This is a genomic window from Bradyrhizobium sp. UFLA03-84 (assembly GCF_002289535.1).
Taxonomy (GTDB): Bacteria; Pseudomonadota; Alphaproteobacteria; order Rhizobiales; family Xanthobacteraceae; genus Bradyrhizobium; species Bradyrhizobium viridifuturi.
In genome coordinates, this window is sequence record NZ_NSJY01000005.1 from 1,069,305 (window position 1) to 1,084,824 (window position 15,520).

The window sequence follows — 15,520 nt, forward strand, 5'->3', positions numbered from 1 at the left end:
GCCATGGCAGTCAGCGCCAACAAACTCGAACTGCTGCAGATCGCAGACGCAGTTGCGCGCGAAAAGTCGATCGACCGCTCCATCGTGATCGCGGCGATGGAAGACGCCATCGCCAAGGCGGCGCGCGCCCGCTACGGCAGCGAGACCGACGTCCATGCCGAGATCGACGCCAAGAAGGGTGAGCTGCGGCTGACCCGCCACATGCTGGTGGTCGACGTCGTCGAGAACTCCTCCAACCAGATTTCCCTGTTCGACGCCCAGCGCGCTAATCCGGGCGCCCAGGTCGGCGACACCATCGCCGACACGCTGCCGCCGCTGGAATATGGCCGCATCGCCGCGCAGTCCGCCAAGCAGGTCATCGTGCAGAAGGTGCGCGAGGCCGAGCGCGACCGGCAATACCAGGAATTCAAGGACCGCATCGGCGACATCGTCAACGGCATCGTCAAGCGCGTCGAATATGGCAGCGTGATCGTCGACCTCGGCCGTGGCGAGGCGATCGTGCGCCGCGATGAGATGCTGCCGCGCGAAGTGTTCCGCAACGGTGACCGCGTCCGCGCCTATATCTTCGACGTCCGCCGCGAGACCCGCGGTCCGCAGATCTTCCTGTCCCGCACCCATCCGCAGTTCATGGCGAAGCTGTTCGCGCAGGAAGTGCCGGAGATCTACGACGGCATCGTCGAGATCAAAGCGGTCGCCCGCGATCCCGGCTCGCGCGCCAAGATCGGCGTGATCTCGCGCGATTCCTCGGTCGACCCGGTCGGCGCCTGCGTCGGCATGCGCGGCTCGCGTGTGCAGGCCGTGGTGAACGAGCTGCAGGGCGAGAAGATCGACATCATTCCGTGGTCGCCCGACATCGCGACCTTCGTCGTCAACGCGCTGGCGCCCGCTGAAGTCGCCAAGGTCGTGATCGACGAAGACCGCGAGCGCATCGAGGTCGTGGTTCCCGACACCAACAACCAGCTCTCGCTGGCGATCGGCCGCCGCGGCCAGAACGTTCGCCTCGCCTCGCAGCTGACCGGCTGGGACATCGACATCCTGACCGAGCAGGAAGAGTCGGAGCGCCGCCAGGCCGACTTCGAGAACTCGACCCGCGTGTTCATGGAAGCGCTCAATGTCGACGAGGTGGTCGGCCAGCTGCTCGCCTCCGAAGGCTTCACCTCGGTCGAGGAACTCGCGCTGGTCGATGTCAAGGAACTCGCCGGCATCGAAGGTTTCGACGAGGAAACCGCGACCGAGCTGCAGACCCGCGCCCGCGAATATCTGGAACAGCTCGAGGCCGAGCTGGAAGCCAAGCGCAAGGAACTCGGCGTCGAGGACGCCATGAAGGATGTTCCCGGCATCACCGGCAAGATGCTGGTGAAGCTCGGCGAGAACGACGTGAAGACCGTCGAGGATCTCGCCGGCTGCGCCACCGACGACCTGGTCGGCTGGACCGAGCGCAAGGAAGGCGGCGAGCCGACCAAGCATGCCGGGTTCCTCGATGGCATCGAGATCTCGCGCGACGAGGCCGAGGCCATGATCATGCAGGCCCGCCTCAAGGCCGGCTGGATCACGGAGGCCGACCTTGCCAAGCCTGCCGAGGAGGCCGAGGCCGCCGACGCAGAAGCGGCGTCGTAAGGAGATGGCCTACGGATGCTCGCTCAGGCTGACCCCGATCTCGACGATGGGCCGCGGACGCAGAAGTCCGCGACCACGCGGATGTGCGCGGTCAGCCGCGAGGTGCGTCCGATCGACGAGCTGATCCGGTTCGTCGTCGCGCCCACGGGCGAGGTGATCCCGGATCTCAAGCGCAAGCTGCCCGGCCGTGGACTATGGATTTCCGCATCGCGGCGCAGCGTTGCGGAAGCGGTCCGCCGTCACCAATTTAGCAAGGGATTCAAGCGCGATGTCCGTGTCGCGCCGACCCTTCCCGCCGACACCGACGCACTCCTGGTGCGCAGCGCCACCGAGGCCCTGGCGATGGCCGCCAAGGCCGGCCAGGTGGTCGCGGGCTTCGGCAAGGTCGAGGACGCACTCAACCGGAACGAAACTGCAGCCCTGATCCACGCTTCCGACGGCGCCGCGGACGGAATCCGCAAATTGGACGCGATCGTCAGGCAAAGGGGCGAAAAACGTGGTGAATCGCCGGTAATCGCCGTCGTCAATGTTTTGACGTCGGAAGAATTGGATTTGGCACTTGGGCGGTCAAATGTGATACATGCTGCGCTGCTCGCGGGCCCAGCGAGCAAGACGTTCCTGTCGCGCTGCCAGATGCTGGTCCGATACCGGATGGCCGACGACGACAAGACCGCCGAAGCGGCCAGAAATTCCAGAGCCTGATCCAGGAAGGCGGACGCCGTCTTTCCGACCGGATCATGCTCAGCAAACGACGACACGTTGAAGGATTTGTGCGGCAACCGCACAGCGAAACGAGATTAGGACTGCTGAATGGTTGATACCAAGACCCCTGGCGACAAGACTCTGAGTGTCCCGAGCAAGACGTTGTCGCTGAAGCCGCGCGTCGAGACGGGCACCGTGCGCCAGAGCTTCAGCCACGGCCGGACCAAGCAGGTCGTGGTCGAGAAGCGCGGCAAGCGCCGCGTCGGTGGCGAAGGTCCCGGCGAGGCGCATGCGCCCGAACCCGTGGTTGCAAAGCCTGTGGCGCCCGCCCCCCGGCCTCCGCAGGGCCGCCCTTCGGGCCCGCCTCCCGGCCAGCAACAGCGCAACACCCGCTCCGGCGTGGTGCTGCCGACCCTCACTGAAGACGAGCGTTCCGCGCGTGCCAGCGCGCTGGCCGATGCACGGCAGCGCGACATCGAGGAGCGCCGCCAGGCCGAAGAGGAGGCCAAGCGCCGTGCCGTCCGCGAAGCTGCGGAGAAGGCAGAGCGCGAGGCCGCCGAGGCCCGCCGCAAGGCGGAAGAGGAACGTCACCGCCACGAGGAAGAGGCCAAGCGCAAGGCCGAGGTCGAGGCCAAGCGCCGCTTCGGCGAAGGCGAGGCCAAGCCCGGCGCGGCGCCCGCCGCTGCACCGGCCAGGCCCGCGACACCCGCACCTGCTGCATCTGCTCCGGCCGCCCGTGCACCTGCAGCACGCCCGACGACCACGACAACCGCGCGCACACCGGCCTCTGCGCCGAGACCGGCGGCGGTTGCGGCCGGGCCCGACGAAGACGAAGGTCCGCGCATGGTGCGCCGCCCCGGCGGCGCCGTGCGCCCCGTCGCGGCTCCGAAGACCACCCACAAGCCCGGTCCGCAGAAAGAGCGCGGCCGCCTCACCCTGACCACTGCGCTCAACGCCGACGACGTCCGCGAGCGTTCGATCGCCTCGTTCCGCCGCCGCACCCAGCGCCTGAAGGGCCATGCGTCGAACGAGCCCAAGGAAAAGCTGATCCGCGAAGTCACCATCCCGGAAGCGATCACGATCCAAGAACTGGCGAACCGCATGTCGGAGCGTGCGGTCGACGTCATCCGCATGCTGATGAAGCAGGGCGCGATGCACAAGATCACCGACGTGATCGATGCCGACACCGCGCAGCTGATCGCCGAAGAGCTCGGCCACAGCGTCAAGCGCGTCGCCGCGTCGGACGTGGAAGAAGGCCTGTTCGACGTCGTCGACAATTCCACCGATACCGAGCCGCGTTCGCCTGTCGTCACCGTCATGGGTCACGTCGACCACGGCAAGACCTCGCTGCTCGACGCGCTCCGCCACGCCAACGTGGTCTCGGGCGAAGCCGGCGGCATCACCCAGCATATCGGCGCCTATCAGGTGACCTCGCCGGAGACCGGCACCAAGATCACCTTCATCGACACGCCCGGCCACGCCGCCTTCACCGCGATGCGCGCCCGCGGCGCCAAGGTCACCGACATCGTCGTGCTGGTGGTCGCGGCGGATGACGGCGTGATGCCGCAGACTATCGAGGCGATCAACCACGCCAAGGCGGCCAAGGTGCCGATGATCGTGGCGATCAACAAGATCGACAAGCCCGATGCGCGGCCGGAGCGCGTGCGCACCGAATTGCTGCAGTACGAGGTACAGGTCGAATCGCTCGGCGGCGACGTCGTCGACGTCGAGGTCTCGGCCAAGAACAAGACCAATCTCGACAAGCTGCTCGAGATGATCGCGCTGCAGGCCGAAATCCTCGACCTGAAGACCAATTCGGAGCGTCCGGCGGAAGGCACCGTGATCGAAGCCAAGCTCGATCGCGGCCGCGGTCCGGTCGCGACCGTGCTGGTGCAGCGCGGCACGCTGCGCGTCGGCGACATCATCGTGGCCGGCGCCGAGATGGGCCGCGTCCGCGCGCTGATCTCGGACCAGGGCGAGAATCTCGAAGAGGCCGGTCCGTCCGTGCCGGTCGAGGTGCTCGGCTTCAACGGTCCGCCGGAAGCCGGCGACCGTCTCGCCGTCGTCGAGAACGAAGCCCGCGCCCGCCAGGTCACGAGCTACCGCGCGCACCAGAAGCGCGAGAACGCGGCTGCCTCGATCTCCGGCATGCGCGGCTCGCTCGAGCAGATGATGTCGCAGCTCAAGACCGCGGGCCGCAAGGAGTTCCCGCTGATCGTCAAGGCCGACGTGCAGGGCTCGCTGGAAGCAATCCTGGGCTCGCTGGAGAAGCTCGGCACCGACGAGGTCGCCGCCCGCATCCTGCATGCCGGCGTCGGCGGCATCTCGGAGTCCGACGTCACGCTGGCGGAAGGCTTCAACGCCGCGATCATCGGCTTCTCGGTCCGCGCCAACAAGGAAGCGGCGGCCGCGGCCAAGCGCAACGGCATCGAGATCCGCTACTACAACATCATCTACGACCTCGTGGATGACATCAAAAAGGCGATGTCCGGCCTGCTCGCGCCCACGCTGCGCGAAACCATGCTGGGCAACGCGCAGATCCTGGAAGTGTTCAACATTTCCAAGGTCGGCAAGGTCGCGGGCTGCCGCGTCACCGACGGCACCGTGGAACGCGGCGCCAACGTTCGCCTGATCCGCGACAACGTCGTGGTGCACGAAGGCAAGCTGTCGACGCTGAAGCGCTTCAAGGATGAAGTGAAGGAAGTGCAGTCCGGCCAGGAGTGTGGCATGGCATTCGAGAACTACGGCGACATGCGTGTCGGCGATGTGATCGAATGTTACCGCATCGAGACGATCCAACGCTCTCTGTAAGTCCAAATCTTACAAAGCGCCTGGATCCATTTGATTGAAAATGCGACGGCGTGGCCGGACTTTGGTCCGGCCACCAGCGCATTGTCTGATTGAAAGCAAAGTCAGGACATTGATGCCCGCGGCCACGGCCTGCGGGCGCGACGGTTTTGGAAGAAGGTCATGCCCCGTCAAAAGAAGAGTTCCAGCCCCGGCGGCTCGCAACGTCAGCTGCGCGTCGGCGAAACGGTTCGCCATGCGGTTGCCGAGATTCTGTCACAGGGTGAGGTCCACGATCCCGATCTCGAAGGCCACATCATTACCGTGCCCGAGGTGCGTATGTCGCCGGACCTGAAGCTCGCGACGATCTACGTGATGCCGCTCGGCGGCCGCGACACCGACACGGTGATCTCTGCGCTCGATCGCAACAAGAAGTTCCTTCGCGGCGAGATCGCGCACCGCGTCAACCTGAAATTTGCACCCGACATTCGCTTCCGCGTCGACGAGCGGTTCGACGAGGCGGAGCGCATCGAGAAACTACTGCGAACACCTGCGGTGCAGCGAGACCTTGCACCCGATTCGGACGACGAGGAATGACTGTGATGACGACCAACAGCGTTATCGACGCGAAGGATGCCGACGCGCGCGACGCTGAGCGGGATGCTTTTGCCGGGCCGCGCAGCGACGATGCGCGCCGCACCAACAACGACCCGCGCCAGAAGCAGGGCAGGCAGAATCAGCAGCCGCGCCGCGACAAGCGCGACGTCCATGGCTGGGTGGTGCTCGACAAGCCGATCGGCATGACCTCGACGCAGGCGGTTGCCGTGCTCAAGCGCCTGTTCCAGGCCAAGCGCGCCGGCCATGCCGGCACCCTCGATCCGCTCGCCTCCGGCGGCCTGCCGATCGCGCTCGGCGAGGCCACCAAGACGGTGCCGTTCGTGATGGACGGCCGCAAGCGCTACCGTTTCACGGTGTGCTGGGGCGAGGAGCGCGATACCGACGATACCGAAGGCCGGCCGGTCCGGACCAGCGAGAACCGGCCGACCGCCGATTCGATCCGCGAGTTGCTGCCGCGCTTCACCGGGGTAATCGAGCAGATCCCGCCGCAATATTCGGCGATCAAGGTGCAGGGCGAGCGGGCCTATGATCTGGCGCGCGACGGCGAGACCGTGGAACTGAAGCCCCGTCCGGTCGAGATTCACGAATTAACCCTTGTGGAACATGGAGATAACGGACAATCCGTGTTCGAGGCCGAGTGCGGCAAGGGAACCTATGTCAGGGCCCTGGCCCGCGATATGGGCCGGATTCTGGGCTGTTTCGGCCATATCTGCGCCCTGCGGCGGACCCTGGTCGGTCCGTTTACCGAGGCGGACATGATTCCGCTGGAACAGTTGGAGGCTTTATGCAATAGAGCCGCGTCTGGCGAGGGCAGCCTCGCCGACGCGCTTTTGCCCGTTGAGACCGCGCTGGACGACATCCCGGCACTGGCCGTCACACGGGCTGATGCGGCAAGGCTCCATAGGGGCCAGGCCGTTTTATTGCGCGGACGGGATGCGCCCAATACCAGCGGCACAGTCTATGTCACGGTGGCAGGCCGGCTTCTCGCGCTTGCTGAAATTGGCAATGGCGAACTCATCCCCAAGCGCGTGTTCAACCTGAACGGACTGACTGCCGGTCCGGCTCGCAACAACGAAAGTAACTGACGATGTCGATTACCGCCGAACGCAAAGCGGAAGTCATCAAGACGAATGCCAACAAGGCCGGCGACACCGGCTCGCCCGAGGTTCAGGTCGCGATCCTGTCGGAACGCATCAATAACCTCACTGAGCACTTCAAGAGCCATGTGAAGGACAACCATTCACGCCGCGGCCTCCTGAAGCTCGTGTCGACGCGCCGCTCCCTGCTTGACTACATCAAGCGCAAGGACGAGGCGCGCTACAAGGCGCTGCTCGAAAAGCACAACATCCGTCGTTGATTTGAGAAGCACGCGCGCGAGGGTTCGCGCGCGTTTTCGTATGGTCGTCCGTAAACCCGGACTTTCGAATTGTCGAAAGAAGATCATGCGCAGCATGGCAATCGCGCCATGCCAACTAGCGTCCAGCAGCAATCCGGCCGCTGGACCGGGCAAGATGCCCAGATGACCGAAAGGATGGATGCCATCCGAAATCCAGGGACCATGGCAGGATCGCCGGATGCTGATCGCGAGCGCGCATCAGCATCTCGCCGTCTTGGCATGGTCTTTGTGTTTCAGGGCGCCATGTCTTTCGTGAAACCATGAAAGAAACCGAAATGTTCAATTCGCATTCCGTCGAGATCGACTGGGGTGGACGTCCCCTCAAACTTGAAACCGGCAAGATCGCCCGCCAGGCCGACGGCGCCGTGGTGGCGACCTACGGCGAGACCGTGGTGCTTGCCACCGTCGTCGCGGCGAAGGCGCCGCGCGAAGGCGTCGACTTCCTGCCGCTGACGGTCGACTACCAGGAGAAGACCTACGCCGCGGGCCGCATTCCCGGCGGCTATTTCAAGCGCGAGGGCCGTCCGACCGAGAAGGAGACGCTGGTCTCCCGCCTGATCGACCGTCCGATCCGTCCGTTGTTCGTCGATGGCTGGCGCAACGAGACCCAGGTGATCGTCACCGTGCTGTCGCACGACATGGAGAACGATCCCGACATCGTCTCGCTGGTCGCCGCCTCCGCCGCACTGACGCTGTCGGGCGCCCCGTTCAAGGGCCCGATCGGCGCCGCCCGCGTCGGCTTCGCCAATGACGAATTCATCCTCAACCCGACGCTGGACGAGATGACCGAGACCCAGCTCGATCTCGTCGTCGCCGGTACGGCCGACGCCGTGCTGATGGTGGAATCGGAAGCCAAGGAGCTCAACGAAGACGTGATGCTCGGCGCGGTCATGTTCGGCCACCGCCACTTCCAACCGGTCATCAACGCGATCATCGAGCTCGCCGAGAAGGCCGCCAAGGAACCACGCGAAGTCACCACGATCGACAATTCGGAGATCGAGAAGGAAATGCTTGGTCTTGCCGAGCAGGACCTGCGCAAGGCCTATGCGATCCCGGTCAAGCAGGAACGCTATGCCGCGGTCGGCGCCGTCAAGGAGAAGATGCTCGCGCACTTCTTCCCGGAAGGCCAGGAGCCGAAATACGACAAGCTCCGCGTTGCCGCGGTGTTCAAGGAACTGGAAGCCAAGATCGTTCGCTGGAACATCCTCGACACCGGCAAGCGCATCGACGGCCGCGACGTCAAGACCGTGCGCAACATCATCGCCGAAGCCGGCGTGCTGCCGCGCGCCCACGGCTCGGCGCTGTTCACCCGCGGTGAGACCCAGGCGATGGTCGTGACCACGCTCGGCACCGGTGAGGACGAGCAGTATATCGACGCGCTGTCGGGGACGTACAAGGAAACGTTCCTGCTGCACTACAACTTCCCGCCCTACTCGGTCGGTGAAACCGGTCGCCTCGGCGGCACCAAGCGCCGCGAGATCGGCCACGGCAAGCTCGCCTGGCGCGCGATCCATCCGGTGCTGCCGCCGCATCACGAATTCCCGTACACGATCCGCGTGGTCTCCGAGATCACCGAGTCGAACGGCTCGTCCTCGATGGCTTCGGTCTGCGGCGCCTCGCTGTCGCTGATGGACGCCGGCGTGCCGCTGAAGCGGCCGACCGCCGGTATCGCCATGGGCCTGATCCTTGAGGGTCAGCGCTTCGCGGTGCTGTCAGACATCCTCGGCGACGAGGATCATCTCGGCGACATGGACTTCAAGGTCGCCGGCACCGACCAGGGCATCACCTCGCTCCAGATGGACATCAAGATCGAGGGCATCACCGAGGAGATCATGAAGGTTGCGCTTGGCCAGGCCAAGGAAGGGCGCATCCACATCCTCGGCGAGATGGCCAAGGCCCTGACCGCGGCGCGCGCCGAACTCGGCGAATACGCTCCGCGCATCGAGACCTTCAAGATCGCCACCGACAAGATCCGTGAAGTGATCGGCACCGGCGGCAAGGTGATCCGCGAGATCGTCGAGAAGACCGGCGCCAAGGTCAACATCGAGGACGACGGCACTGTGAAGGTCGCTTCCAATGACGGCGAGGCGATGAAGGCTGCGATCAAGTGGATCAAGTCGATCGCCTCCGATCCGGAGGTCGGCCAGATCTACGAGGGCACCGTCGTCAAGGTGATGGAGTTCGGCGCGTTCGTGAACTTCTTCGGCGCCAAGGACGGTCTCGTCCACATCAGCCAGCTTGCGGCCAGCCGCGTGCAGAAGACCTCCGACGTCGTCAAGGAAGGCGACAAGGTCAAGGTCAAGCTGCTCGGCTTCGACGATCGCGGCAAGACCCGCCTGTCGATGAAGGCGGTCGACCAGGAGACCGGCGAGGACCTCGAGGCCAAGCAGAAGAGCGACGCTCCGGCGCCGCGCGAAGCTGCCGGCGAGTAAGCCTGCTTGAAACCAAACGACGAAGGGCGGCCGAAAGGCCGCCCTTTTTGTTTGGTCCGGCGCGCCCGGCGCATCAGCCGGACGGCGAAACTCGCCCGCGGCGTCATCCTCCTGTAGGCTGAGAGCCACGATAACGCGCCGCGTTTTCACGCGAGACGCATCGCAGCCCGAGAGATCGACGATGACGCCCCTGGTGATCCGCACCGCGCGGCCGGACGAATATGACGAGATCGCCCGCGTCTGGATGGAGAGCTGGGTCACGACCGGCCTCGCCGAGGCCAATGATGCCCTGCTCGCCAATCTGCGCGAGCGCGTGCGCCACGAGATCACGCAAGGCTGGAGCCTGTTCGTCGCCGATGACAACGGTACGCTCGCCGGCATGCTCGCGCTGCACATCTCCGGCCACTATCTCGATCAGCTCTTCGTCGCTCCCGACTATCAGGGCAGGAGCATCGGGCGTCACCTGCTTGCCTTCACACGCGAGCAGATGCCCGACGAGATCTGGCTGAAATGCGCGCGCGGCAACGAAAAGGCGTGGCGCTGGTATGAACGCGAGGGCTTCTTGTACGAAGGGGAGAACATCAACCCGCTGAACGGGCTGATGATGAAGTATTACCGGTGGAAGAGAGCAAACCGCACGTCGGAGGTTCACCCATGATCAAGCTGTACTGGTCGCCGCGCTCGCGCTCGTTCTCCGCCATCTGGCTCTTGGAAGAATCCGGCCTGGCTTACGAGCGGGTGCTGACCGACATCACCACCGGCGCGCAGAAGTCGCCGGAGTTCCTCAGGATCAATCCGATGGGCAAGGTGCCGGCGTTGACCGACGGCGATGCAAAGCTCGCCGAGGCGGCGGCGATCTGCGCCTATATCGCCGATCGCTATCCGGAGACGAAGCTCGCGCCGGCGACGACCGACCCCAAACGCGCACGCTATCTGCAATGGCTGTTCTTCTCGCCGAGCTGTGTCGAGCCGGCGCTGATCCAGCTCTTCACCAAGCTCGAGGTGCCGACCAGCACCGCGGCATGGGGCAGCGCGGCGCAGGTGTTCGACGTGCTCGATGCCGAATTGCAGAAGGGACCATGGATCCTCGGCGATCAGTTCTCCGCCGCCGACATCGCGATCGGCGCCGGACTGAACTTTGCGGTGCGCATCTTCAAGATGGTACCGCCGCGGCCGTCATTCGACGCCTATATCGAACGCTGCGTGGCGCGGCCGGCATTCCAGCGCGCGGAGAAGATCGCGGCGGGGTAAATGGGATGTAGCCCGGATGGAGCCAACGGGGCTACGGGCAGTGGATTTCCCGGCGCAGACCTAGCCCGGGACGACGCGCGGATCGACGTCCTGGGTGTAGTCGACGCCGTCGATGCCGAAGCCGAACAGGCGCAGGAACTGGCTCTTGTATTCGCCGAGATCCGCGAGTTCGCCGAGCGTCTCGGTGGTGAGCAGGGGCCAGCGCCGCGACACTTCGGTCTGCACTTCAGGCGAAAGCTCCCAATCGTCGACCCGGATGCGCTGCGCATCGTCGAGCGCGACGTCCTTGCCGAGGCGGGTGCGGAACAGGCGATCGATCTGCTCGATGCAGCCTTCATGCAGCCCGAGCTGCTTCATGACCTTGAACAGCACGGTGCCGTAGAGCGGCACCACCGGGATCGCCGAGCTCGCCTGGGTGACCACCGCCTTCAGCGCCACGACGCGAGCCGCATCCGCACCCAGCCGGCCGCGGATCGCCTCCGCCTTGCTGTCGAGATCGACCTTGGCGCGGCCGAGCGTGCCGTTCCAATAGATCGGCCAGGTCAGCTCGCTGCCGATATAGGTGTAGTTGAGCGTGCGGAAGCCCGGCGCCAGCACGCCGGCATCCGCGAGCTGGTCGATCCAGCGCTTCCAGTCGTCGCCGCCCATCACAGCGACGGTCGCCGCGGTCTGCTCCTCGTTTGCCGGCTCGAGCGTGGTCTGGAACACCTCGCCGGTCTCGGTGTCGAGCGTCTTGATCTCGACCGGGGCGCCGAGCGGCTTGATCACCGAGCGATAGGTCTTGCCGGTGTCGGGATCGGTCCGCACCGGCGCGGCCATGCTGTAGACCAGCAAATCGAGCTGCCCGAATTTCTCGCGCACGCGCTCGATGAAGTCTTTCTTCAGCTCGTCGGAGAAGGCATCGCCCTCCAGCGTGAGCGGCGAGCGTCCGATCTTCGCGGCCTCGATCTCGAAAGCGCGGTTGTTGTACCAGCCGGCGCTGGCGCTTCTCTTTTCCGAAGGCTCGCGCTCCAGCGACACGCCGATCGTATCGGCGCCGCCGGCGAAGGTCGCAACGATGCGGCTCGCGAGGCCATAGCCCGTCGAGCAGCCCAGCACGGCGACGCGCTTCGGGCAGTCGGCGACCGGGCCCTGCTTCAGAACGTAGGCGATCTGTTCGCGGACATTCGTGGCGCAGCCGACGGGATGTGCCGTCGTGCAGATGAAGCCTCGCACGCGCGGTTCAATAATCATTCCCACCCCATTCCGGATCGTTGCAATATCCCATACGCCGGCTGCGGACCTTCCCTCAGCAGGCGAGGAGAGACGAAATCACGCGTCAAGCCGCCTGAACACCAGCGTGGCGTTGGTGCCGCCGAAGCCGAACGAGTTCGACAGCACGGTGGTCAGCTTGGCATTGTCGATCCGCTTGCGCACGATCGGCATGTCGGCGAACACGGGATCGAGCTCGGTGATATGCGCGCTCTCGCAGACGAAGCCGTTGTTCAGCATCAGCAGCGAGTAGATCGCTTCCTGCACGCCGGTGGCGCCGAGCGAGTGGCCGGTCAGCGCCTTGGTCGCCGAGATCGGCGGGCACTTGTCGCCGGTGCCGAACACCTTGCGGATCGCCTCGATTTCCGGCGGATCGCCGGCCGGCGTCGAGGTGGCGTGCGGGTTGATGTAGTCGACCGGCGTGTTCACCGTCGATATCGCCATGCGCATGCAGCGCTCGGCGCCCTCGCCCGACGGCGCCACCATGTCGTATCCGTCGGAGGTCGCGCCGTAGCCGACGACCTCGGCGTAGATCCGCGCGCCGCGCGCCTTGGCATGCTCGAGCTCTTCGAGCACCACGACTCCCGCGCCGCCGGCGATGACGAAGCCGTCGCGATTGAGATCGTAGGGTCGCGAGGCCGTAGCCGGCGTGTCGTTGTATTTCGAGGACATCGCGCCCATGGCGTCGAACAGCACCGACAGCGTCCAGTCGAGTTCCTCGCAGCCGCCGGCGAAGATGATGTCCTGCTTGCCGATCTGGATCGTCTCGTAGGCGTTGCCGATGCAGTGGTTCGACGTCGCGCAGGCCGAGGAGATCGAGTAGTTCACGCCCTTGATCTTGAACCAGGTCGCGAGCGTCGCCGATGCGGTCGACGACATGCCCTTCGGCACCGCGAACGGACCGACGCGCTTCGGGCCCTTGGCGCGCGCGATGTCGGCGGCCTCCACCAGCGTGCGCGTCGACGGTCCGCCGGATCCCATGATGATGCCGGTGCGGATGTTGGAGACTTCCTTCTCCTCGAGGCCGGAGTCGCGGATCGCCTGCTCCATGGCGACGTGATTCCACGCAGCACCTTCGGCAAGGAACCGCATCGCGCGGCGATCGATCACCTCGGCGGGATTGAGCGTCGGCGCACCGTGCACCTGCGAGCGAAAGCCAAGCTCGGCGGCCTTCTCCGCACGTGAAATGCCCGACTTCGCCTCGTAGAGGCTCGCAAGCACTTCCTGGGTGTTGTTACCGATGGACGAGACAATACCCATCCCCGTGATGACAACCCGCCTCATGTTCGCCTCGCCCTGCCTTTATGTTGCCGCATGATGATCCTGCTCAAGACGGCGCCGTGCCCTGCTTGAACAATCCGACCTTCAAGTCCTTGGCGCGATAGATAATCTCGTCGTCCATGGAAAGCCACCCGTCGGCAATTCCAAGCACGAGCTTTGACCGCATCACGCGCTTGATATCGATGTTGTACACAACCTTGCGCGCGTGCGGCAGCACCTGTCCGGAGAACTTGAGCTCGCCGAGGCCGAGCGCGCGGCCACGACCTTCGCCACCGATCCAGCCAAGGTAAAAGCCGACCATTTGCCACATGGCATCGAGGCCGAGACAGCCGGGCATCACCGGATCGTTCTTGAAATGGCAGCCGAAGAACCAGAGATCCGGCTTCACCTCGAGCTCGGCGCGCACCAGCCCCTTGCCGAACTCGCCGCCGTTTTCCGATATTTCGCTGATGCGATCGAACATCAGCATCGGCGGCAGCGGCAACTGGGCGTTGCCGGGACCGAACAGCTCGCCCCGTCCGCAAGCCAGCAAATCCTCGTATTCGTAACCACCGCGCCGATCCAGCATCCTCTTTCCACCTCTGATGTCCCGATGAAGCGCTTTTGCCTGGTCGGACCTTAATCTACCCACGGGAACCGGAATAACCCGTCCCGCATCTCGGCGCTACCTGGGTACGCAACCGGCCTGTTATCTCTGCCGAAAGCGCATATGTGGTCCGCGCGCTCTCTAACATAGGGTTAACTGGGCGGCAAAGCGGCAATCCATTGATAAATTACGGGCTCTCCTTAGGTTTCTACCGCTGCTTGGATTCGTTCTAGTTGCGAAAAACTTGCATCTGGTGAGCATCCTTTTTATATTTATGAGGAATATTGCCTGTGTTGGGTGCATAGAGTGGACATGAACGAGGAACTACCGGCTGTGAATGACGATGCCGTGCACCCGGCTGCCCGGGGCGCTGGGCACCACCCTGCCCTGACCGGCTGCCCGTGGCATGACGTCAACGAGATGCTGCAGTCTGCCGGGCTCCGGCCGACCCGTCAGCGCATGGCGCTGGGTTGGCTGCTGTTCGGCAAGGGCGCTCGCCACCTGACCGCTGAAATGCTGTACGAGGAAGCCACGCTGGCCAAGGTTCCGGTGTCGCTGGCAACCGTCTACAACACGCTCAATCAGCTGACCGACGCCGGCCTGCTGCGCCAGGTTAGCGTCGACGGCACCAAGACCTATTTCGACACCAACGTGTCGGCGCACCACCACTTCTATCTCGAGCATAACCACGAGCTGGTCGACATCCCCGACCCGAACCTCGTGCTGTCGAAGATGCCCGACGTGCCGGATGGCTACGAGATTGCCCGCGTCGACATGGTGGTGCGGCTGCGCAAGAAGCGCTGACCCGATCTATTAGGGATTAAGACGTGATGGCCGGGCTCGTCCCGGCCAATTTCGTTTCAGGACTGCGTCAGTCCACCTTCTCGTCGGCATAGACGCCCCACAGGCGCTGCTGCTCGATCCAGCCGTCGAAGCCGCTGCCGGTGACCCGGCACCAGCTGTTGGCGCATTTCTTGACCTGCGCGACGACGCCGGCCTGCAGGCGCGCCGCGATGGCGCTGGTGGCGTCGGGGCGATCGTACAGCGAGGCCAGATCGTCCTTGTTCTTCATCGTGACGACCGCAGTGCGGCGACCGGACAGCAGGGAATGATAGACCCAGCCTTCGGCGCCTTCGGAATCGCGCACCCGGCGCCAGTTCTCGAATTCGGCGGTGATTTCGACCGGCAGCCCCGAACGCGTGTAGACCCAGGCGACGTCGTTGTCCTTGGTCGGGCCGGCGCGGACGTTCACATGATCGGATTTCAGGCTGACATAGCGCGGGATCGGCAGGCCGCTGGTGGTGGGGCTCAAATCCTTGGCGGAGTGCCCGGGGCTGACCGACGCACTCAGCATGCTCCCGACCAGCGCCACCAATGAACCAAAACGCCAGACCATCAACTCGTCTCCTGCCGAGATGCCAAACCCGCATTCGGCGAGCTGCAACCCAAACCCAAATCCAGACCCACGCCTAAAGTCTCAGGCCGCTGTGCCTGCGCCGTCCACTCCCGCACCACACGTCCGAGGGGTTCTTGTCTTGGCCCGGCCTTCTGCTAGAGAGGACGGAACGCCAAAGAGCCAGAACACCCGAATTTCCCCTG

15 protein-coding genes are annotated in these 15,520 nt (G+C 64.7%); 11 read left to right on the forward strand and 4 right to left on the reverse strand.

Annotation, left to right across the window (positions count from 1 at the left end; all coding sequences use genetic code 11):
• Nucleotides 1–3: 3 nt before the first annotated feature.
• The 10 genes from nusA (at nt 4) to CK489_RS07830 (ending at nt 10,803) form a co-directional block, all read left to right on the forward strand.
• Entirely contained in the window at nt 4–1,617 is a 1,614-nt protein-coding gene (nusA, locus tag CK489_RS07790) for a transcription termination factor NusA (protein WP_095731830.1), read from the forward strand.
• Nucleotides 1,618–1,632: 15 nt separating this feature from the next.
• Nucleotides 1,633–2,319 (forward strand): RNA-binding protein, encoded by a 687-nt coding sequence (locus CK489_RS07795; RefSeq protein ID WP_095731831.1) that lies wholly within the window; start codon nt 1,633–1,635, stop codon nt 2,317–2,319.
• Nucleotides 2,320–2,427: 108 nt separating this feature from the next.
• Nucleotides 2,428–5,130 (forward strand): translation initiation factor IF-2, encoded by a 2,703-nt coding sequence (infB, locus tag CK489_RS07800; protein WP_095731832.1) that lies wholly within the window; start codon nt 2,428–2,430, stop codon nt 5,128–5,130.
• Between the two features lie 159 nt (nt 5,131–5,289).
• Nucleotides 5,290–5,703, forward strand: coding sequence for a 30S ribosome-binding factor RbfA (gene rbfA / locus CK489_RS07805; protein ID WP_095731833.1), 414 nt, complete (start codon nt 5,290–5,292; stop codon nt 5,701–5,703).
• The gene (truB, locus tag CK489_RS07810) at nt 5,700–6,809 is read left to right on the forward strand and encodes a tRNA pseudouridine(55) synthase TruB (RefSeq protein WP_095731834.1); all 1,110 of its coding nucleotides are present in this window, start codon (nt 5,700–5,702) and stop codon (nt 6,807–6,809) included. The genes rbfA and truB overlap by 4 nt, the downstream gene beginning before the upstream one ends.
• A 2-nt stretch (nt 6,810–6,811) precedes the next feature.
• The gene (gene rpsO / locus CK489_RS07815; RefSeq protein ID WP_016844725.1) at nt 6,812–7,081 is read left to right on the forward strand and encodes a 30S ribosomal protein S15; all 270 of its coding nucleotides are present in this window, start codon (nt 6,812–6,814) and stop codon (nt 7,079–7,081) included.
• 69 nt (nt 7,082–7,150) lie between these two features.
• Nucleotides 7,151–7,384 carry a hypothetical protein gene (locus CK489_RS40645; protein WP_128089553.1) on the forward strand — a complete coding sequence of 78 codons (234 nt, stop codon included), beginning with the start codon at nt 7,151–7,153 and terminating at the stop codon, nt 7,382–7,384.
• An 11-nt stretch (nt 7,385–7,395) separates the two neighbouring features.
• Nucleotides 7,396–9,552, forward strand: coding sequence for a polyribonucleotide nucleotidyltransferase (gene pnp, locus CK489_RS07820; RefSeq protein WP_095731948.1), 2,157 nt, complete (start codon nt 7,396–7,398; stop codon nt 9,550–9,552).
• Between the two features lie 181 nt (nt 9,553–9,733).
• Nucleotides 9,734–10,210, forward strand: coding sequence for a GNAT family N-acetyltransferase (locus CK489_RS07825; protein WP_050629047.1), 477 nt, complete (start codon nt 9,734–9,736; stop codon nt 10,208–10,210).
• A complete protein-coding gene (locus tag CK489_RS07830; protein WP_050629046.1) occupies nt 10,207–10,803 on the forward strand; it encodes a glutathione S-transferase family protein in 597 nt (198 codons plus the stop codon). The genes CK489_RS07825 and CK489_RS07830 overlap by 4 nt, the downstream gene beginning before the upstream one ends.
• A 60-nt stretch (nt 10,804–10,863) precedes the next feature.
• Here the strand turns inward: CK489_RS07830 and fabV are convergent, their stop codons facing one another.
• The 3 genes from fabV to fabA all read right to left on the reverse strand — a co-directional run bounded on the left by fabV (nt 10,864) and on the right by fabA (nt 13,903).
• Nucleotides 10,864–12,036 (reverse strand): enoyl-ACP reductase FabV, encoded by a 1,173-nt coding sequence (gene fabV, locus CK489_RS07835; RefSeq protein ID WP_095731835.1) that lies wholly within the window; start codon nt 12,034–12,036, stop codon nt 10,864–10,866.
• A gap of 78 nt (nt 12,037–12,114) precedes the next feature.
• Nucleotides 12,115–13,338, reverse strand: coding sequence for a beta-ketoacyl-ACP synthase I (gene fabB / locus CK489_RS07840; protein WP_050629045.1), 1,224 nt, complete (start codon nt 13,336–13,338; stop codon nt 12,115–12,117).
• 43 nt (nt 13,339–13,381) lie between these two features.
• Nucleotides 13,382–13,903 carry a 3-hydroxyacyl-[acyl-carrier-protein] dehydratase FabA gene (fabA, locus tag CK489_RS07845; protein ID WP_016844716.1) on the reverse strand — a complete coding sequence of 174 codons (522 nt, stop codon included), beginning with the start codon at nt 13,901–13,903 and terminating at the stop codon, nt 13,382–13,384.
• Between the two features lie 330 nt (nt 13,904–14,233).
• Here fabA and irrA point away from each other — a divergent pair, with 330 nt between their 5' ends.
• Nucleotides 14,234–14,725: an iron response transcriptional regulator IrrA gene (irrA, locus tag CK489_RS07850; protein ID WP_050629044.1), complete on the forward strand. Its 492-nt coding sequence runs from the start codon at nt 14,234–14,236 to the stop codon at nt 14,723–14,725.
• A gap of 67 nt (nt 14,726–14,792) precedes the next feature.
• Here the strand turns inward: irrA and CK489_RS07855 are convergent, their stop codons facing one another.
• The gene (locus CK489_RS07855) at nt 14,793–15,317 is read right to left on the reverse strand and encodes an SH3 domain-containing protein (RefSeq protein WP_430649185.1); all 525 of its coding nucleotides are present in this window, start codon (nt 15,315–15,317) and stop codon (nt 14,793–14,795) included.
• Nucleotides 15,318–15,520 lie beyond the last annotated feature (203 nt).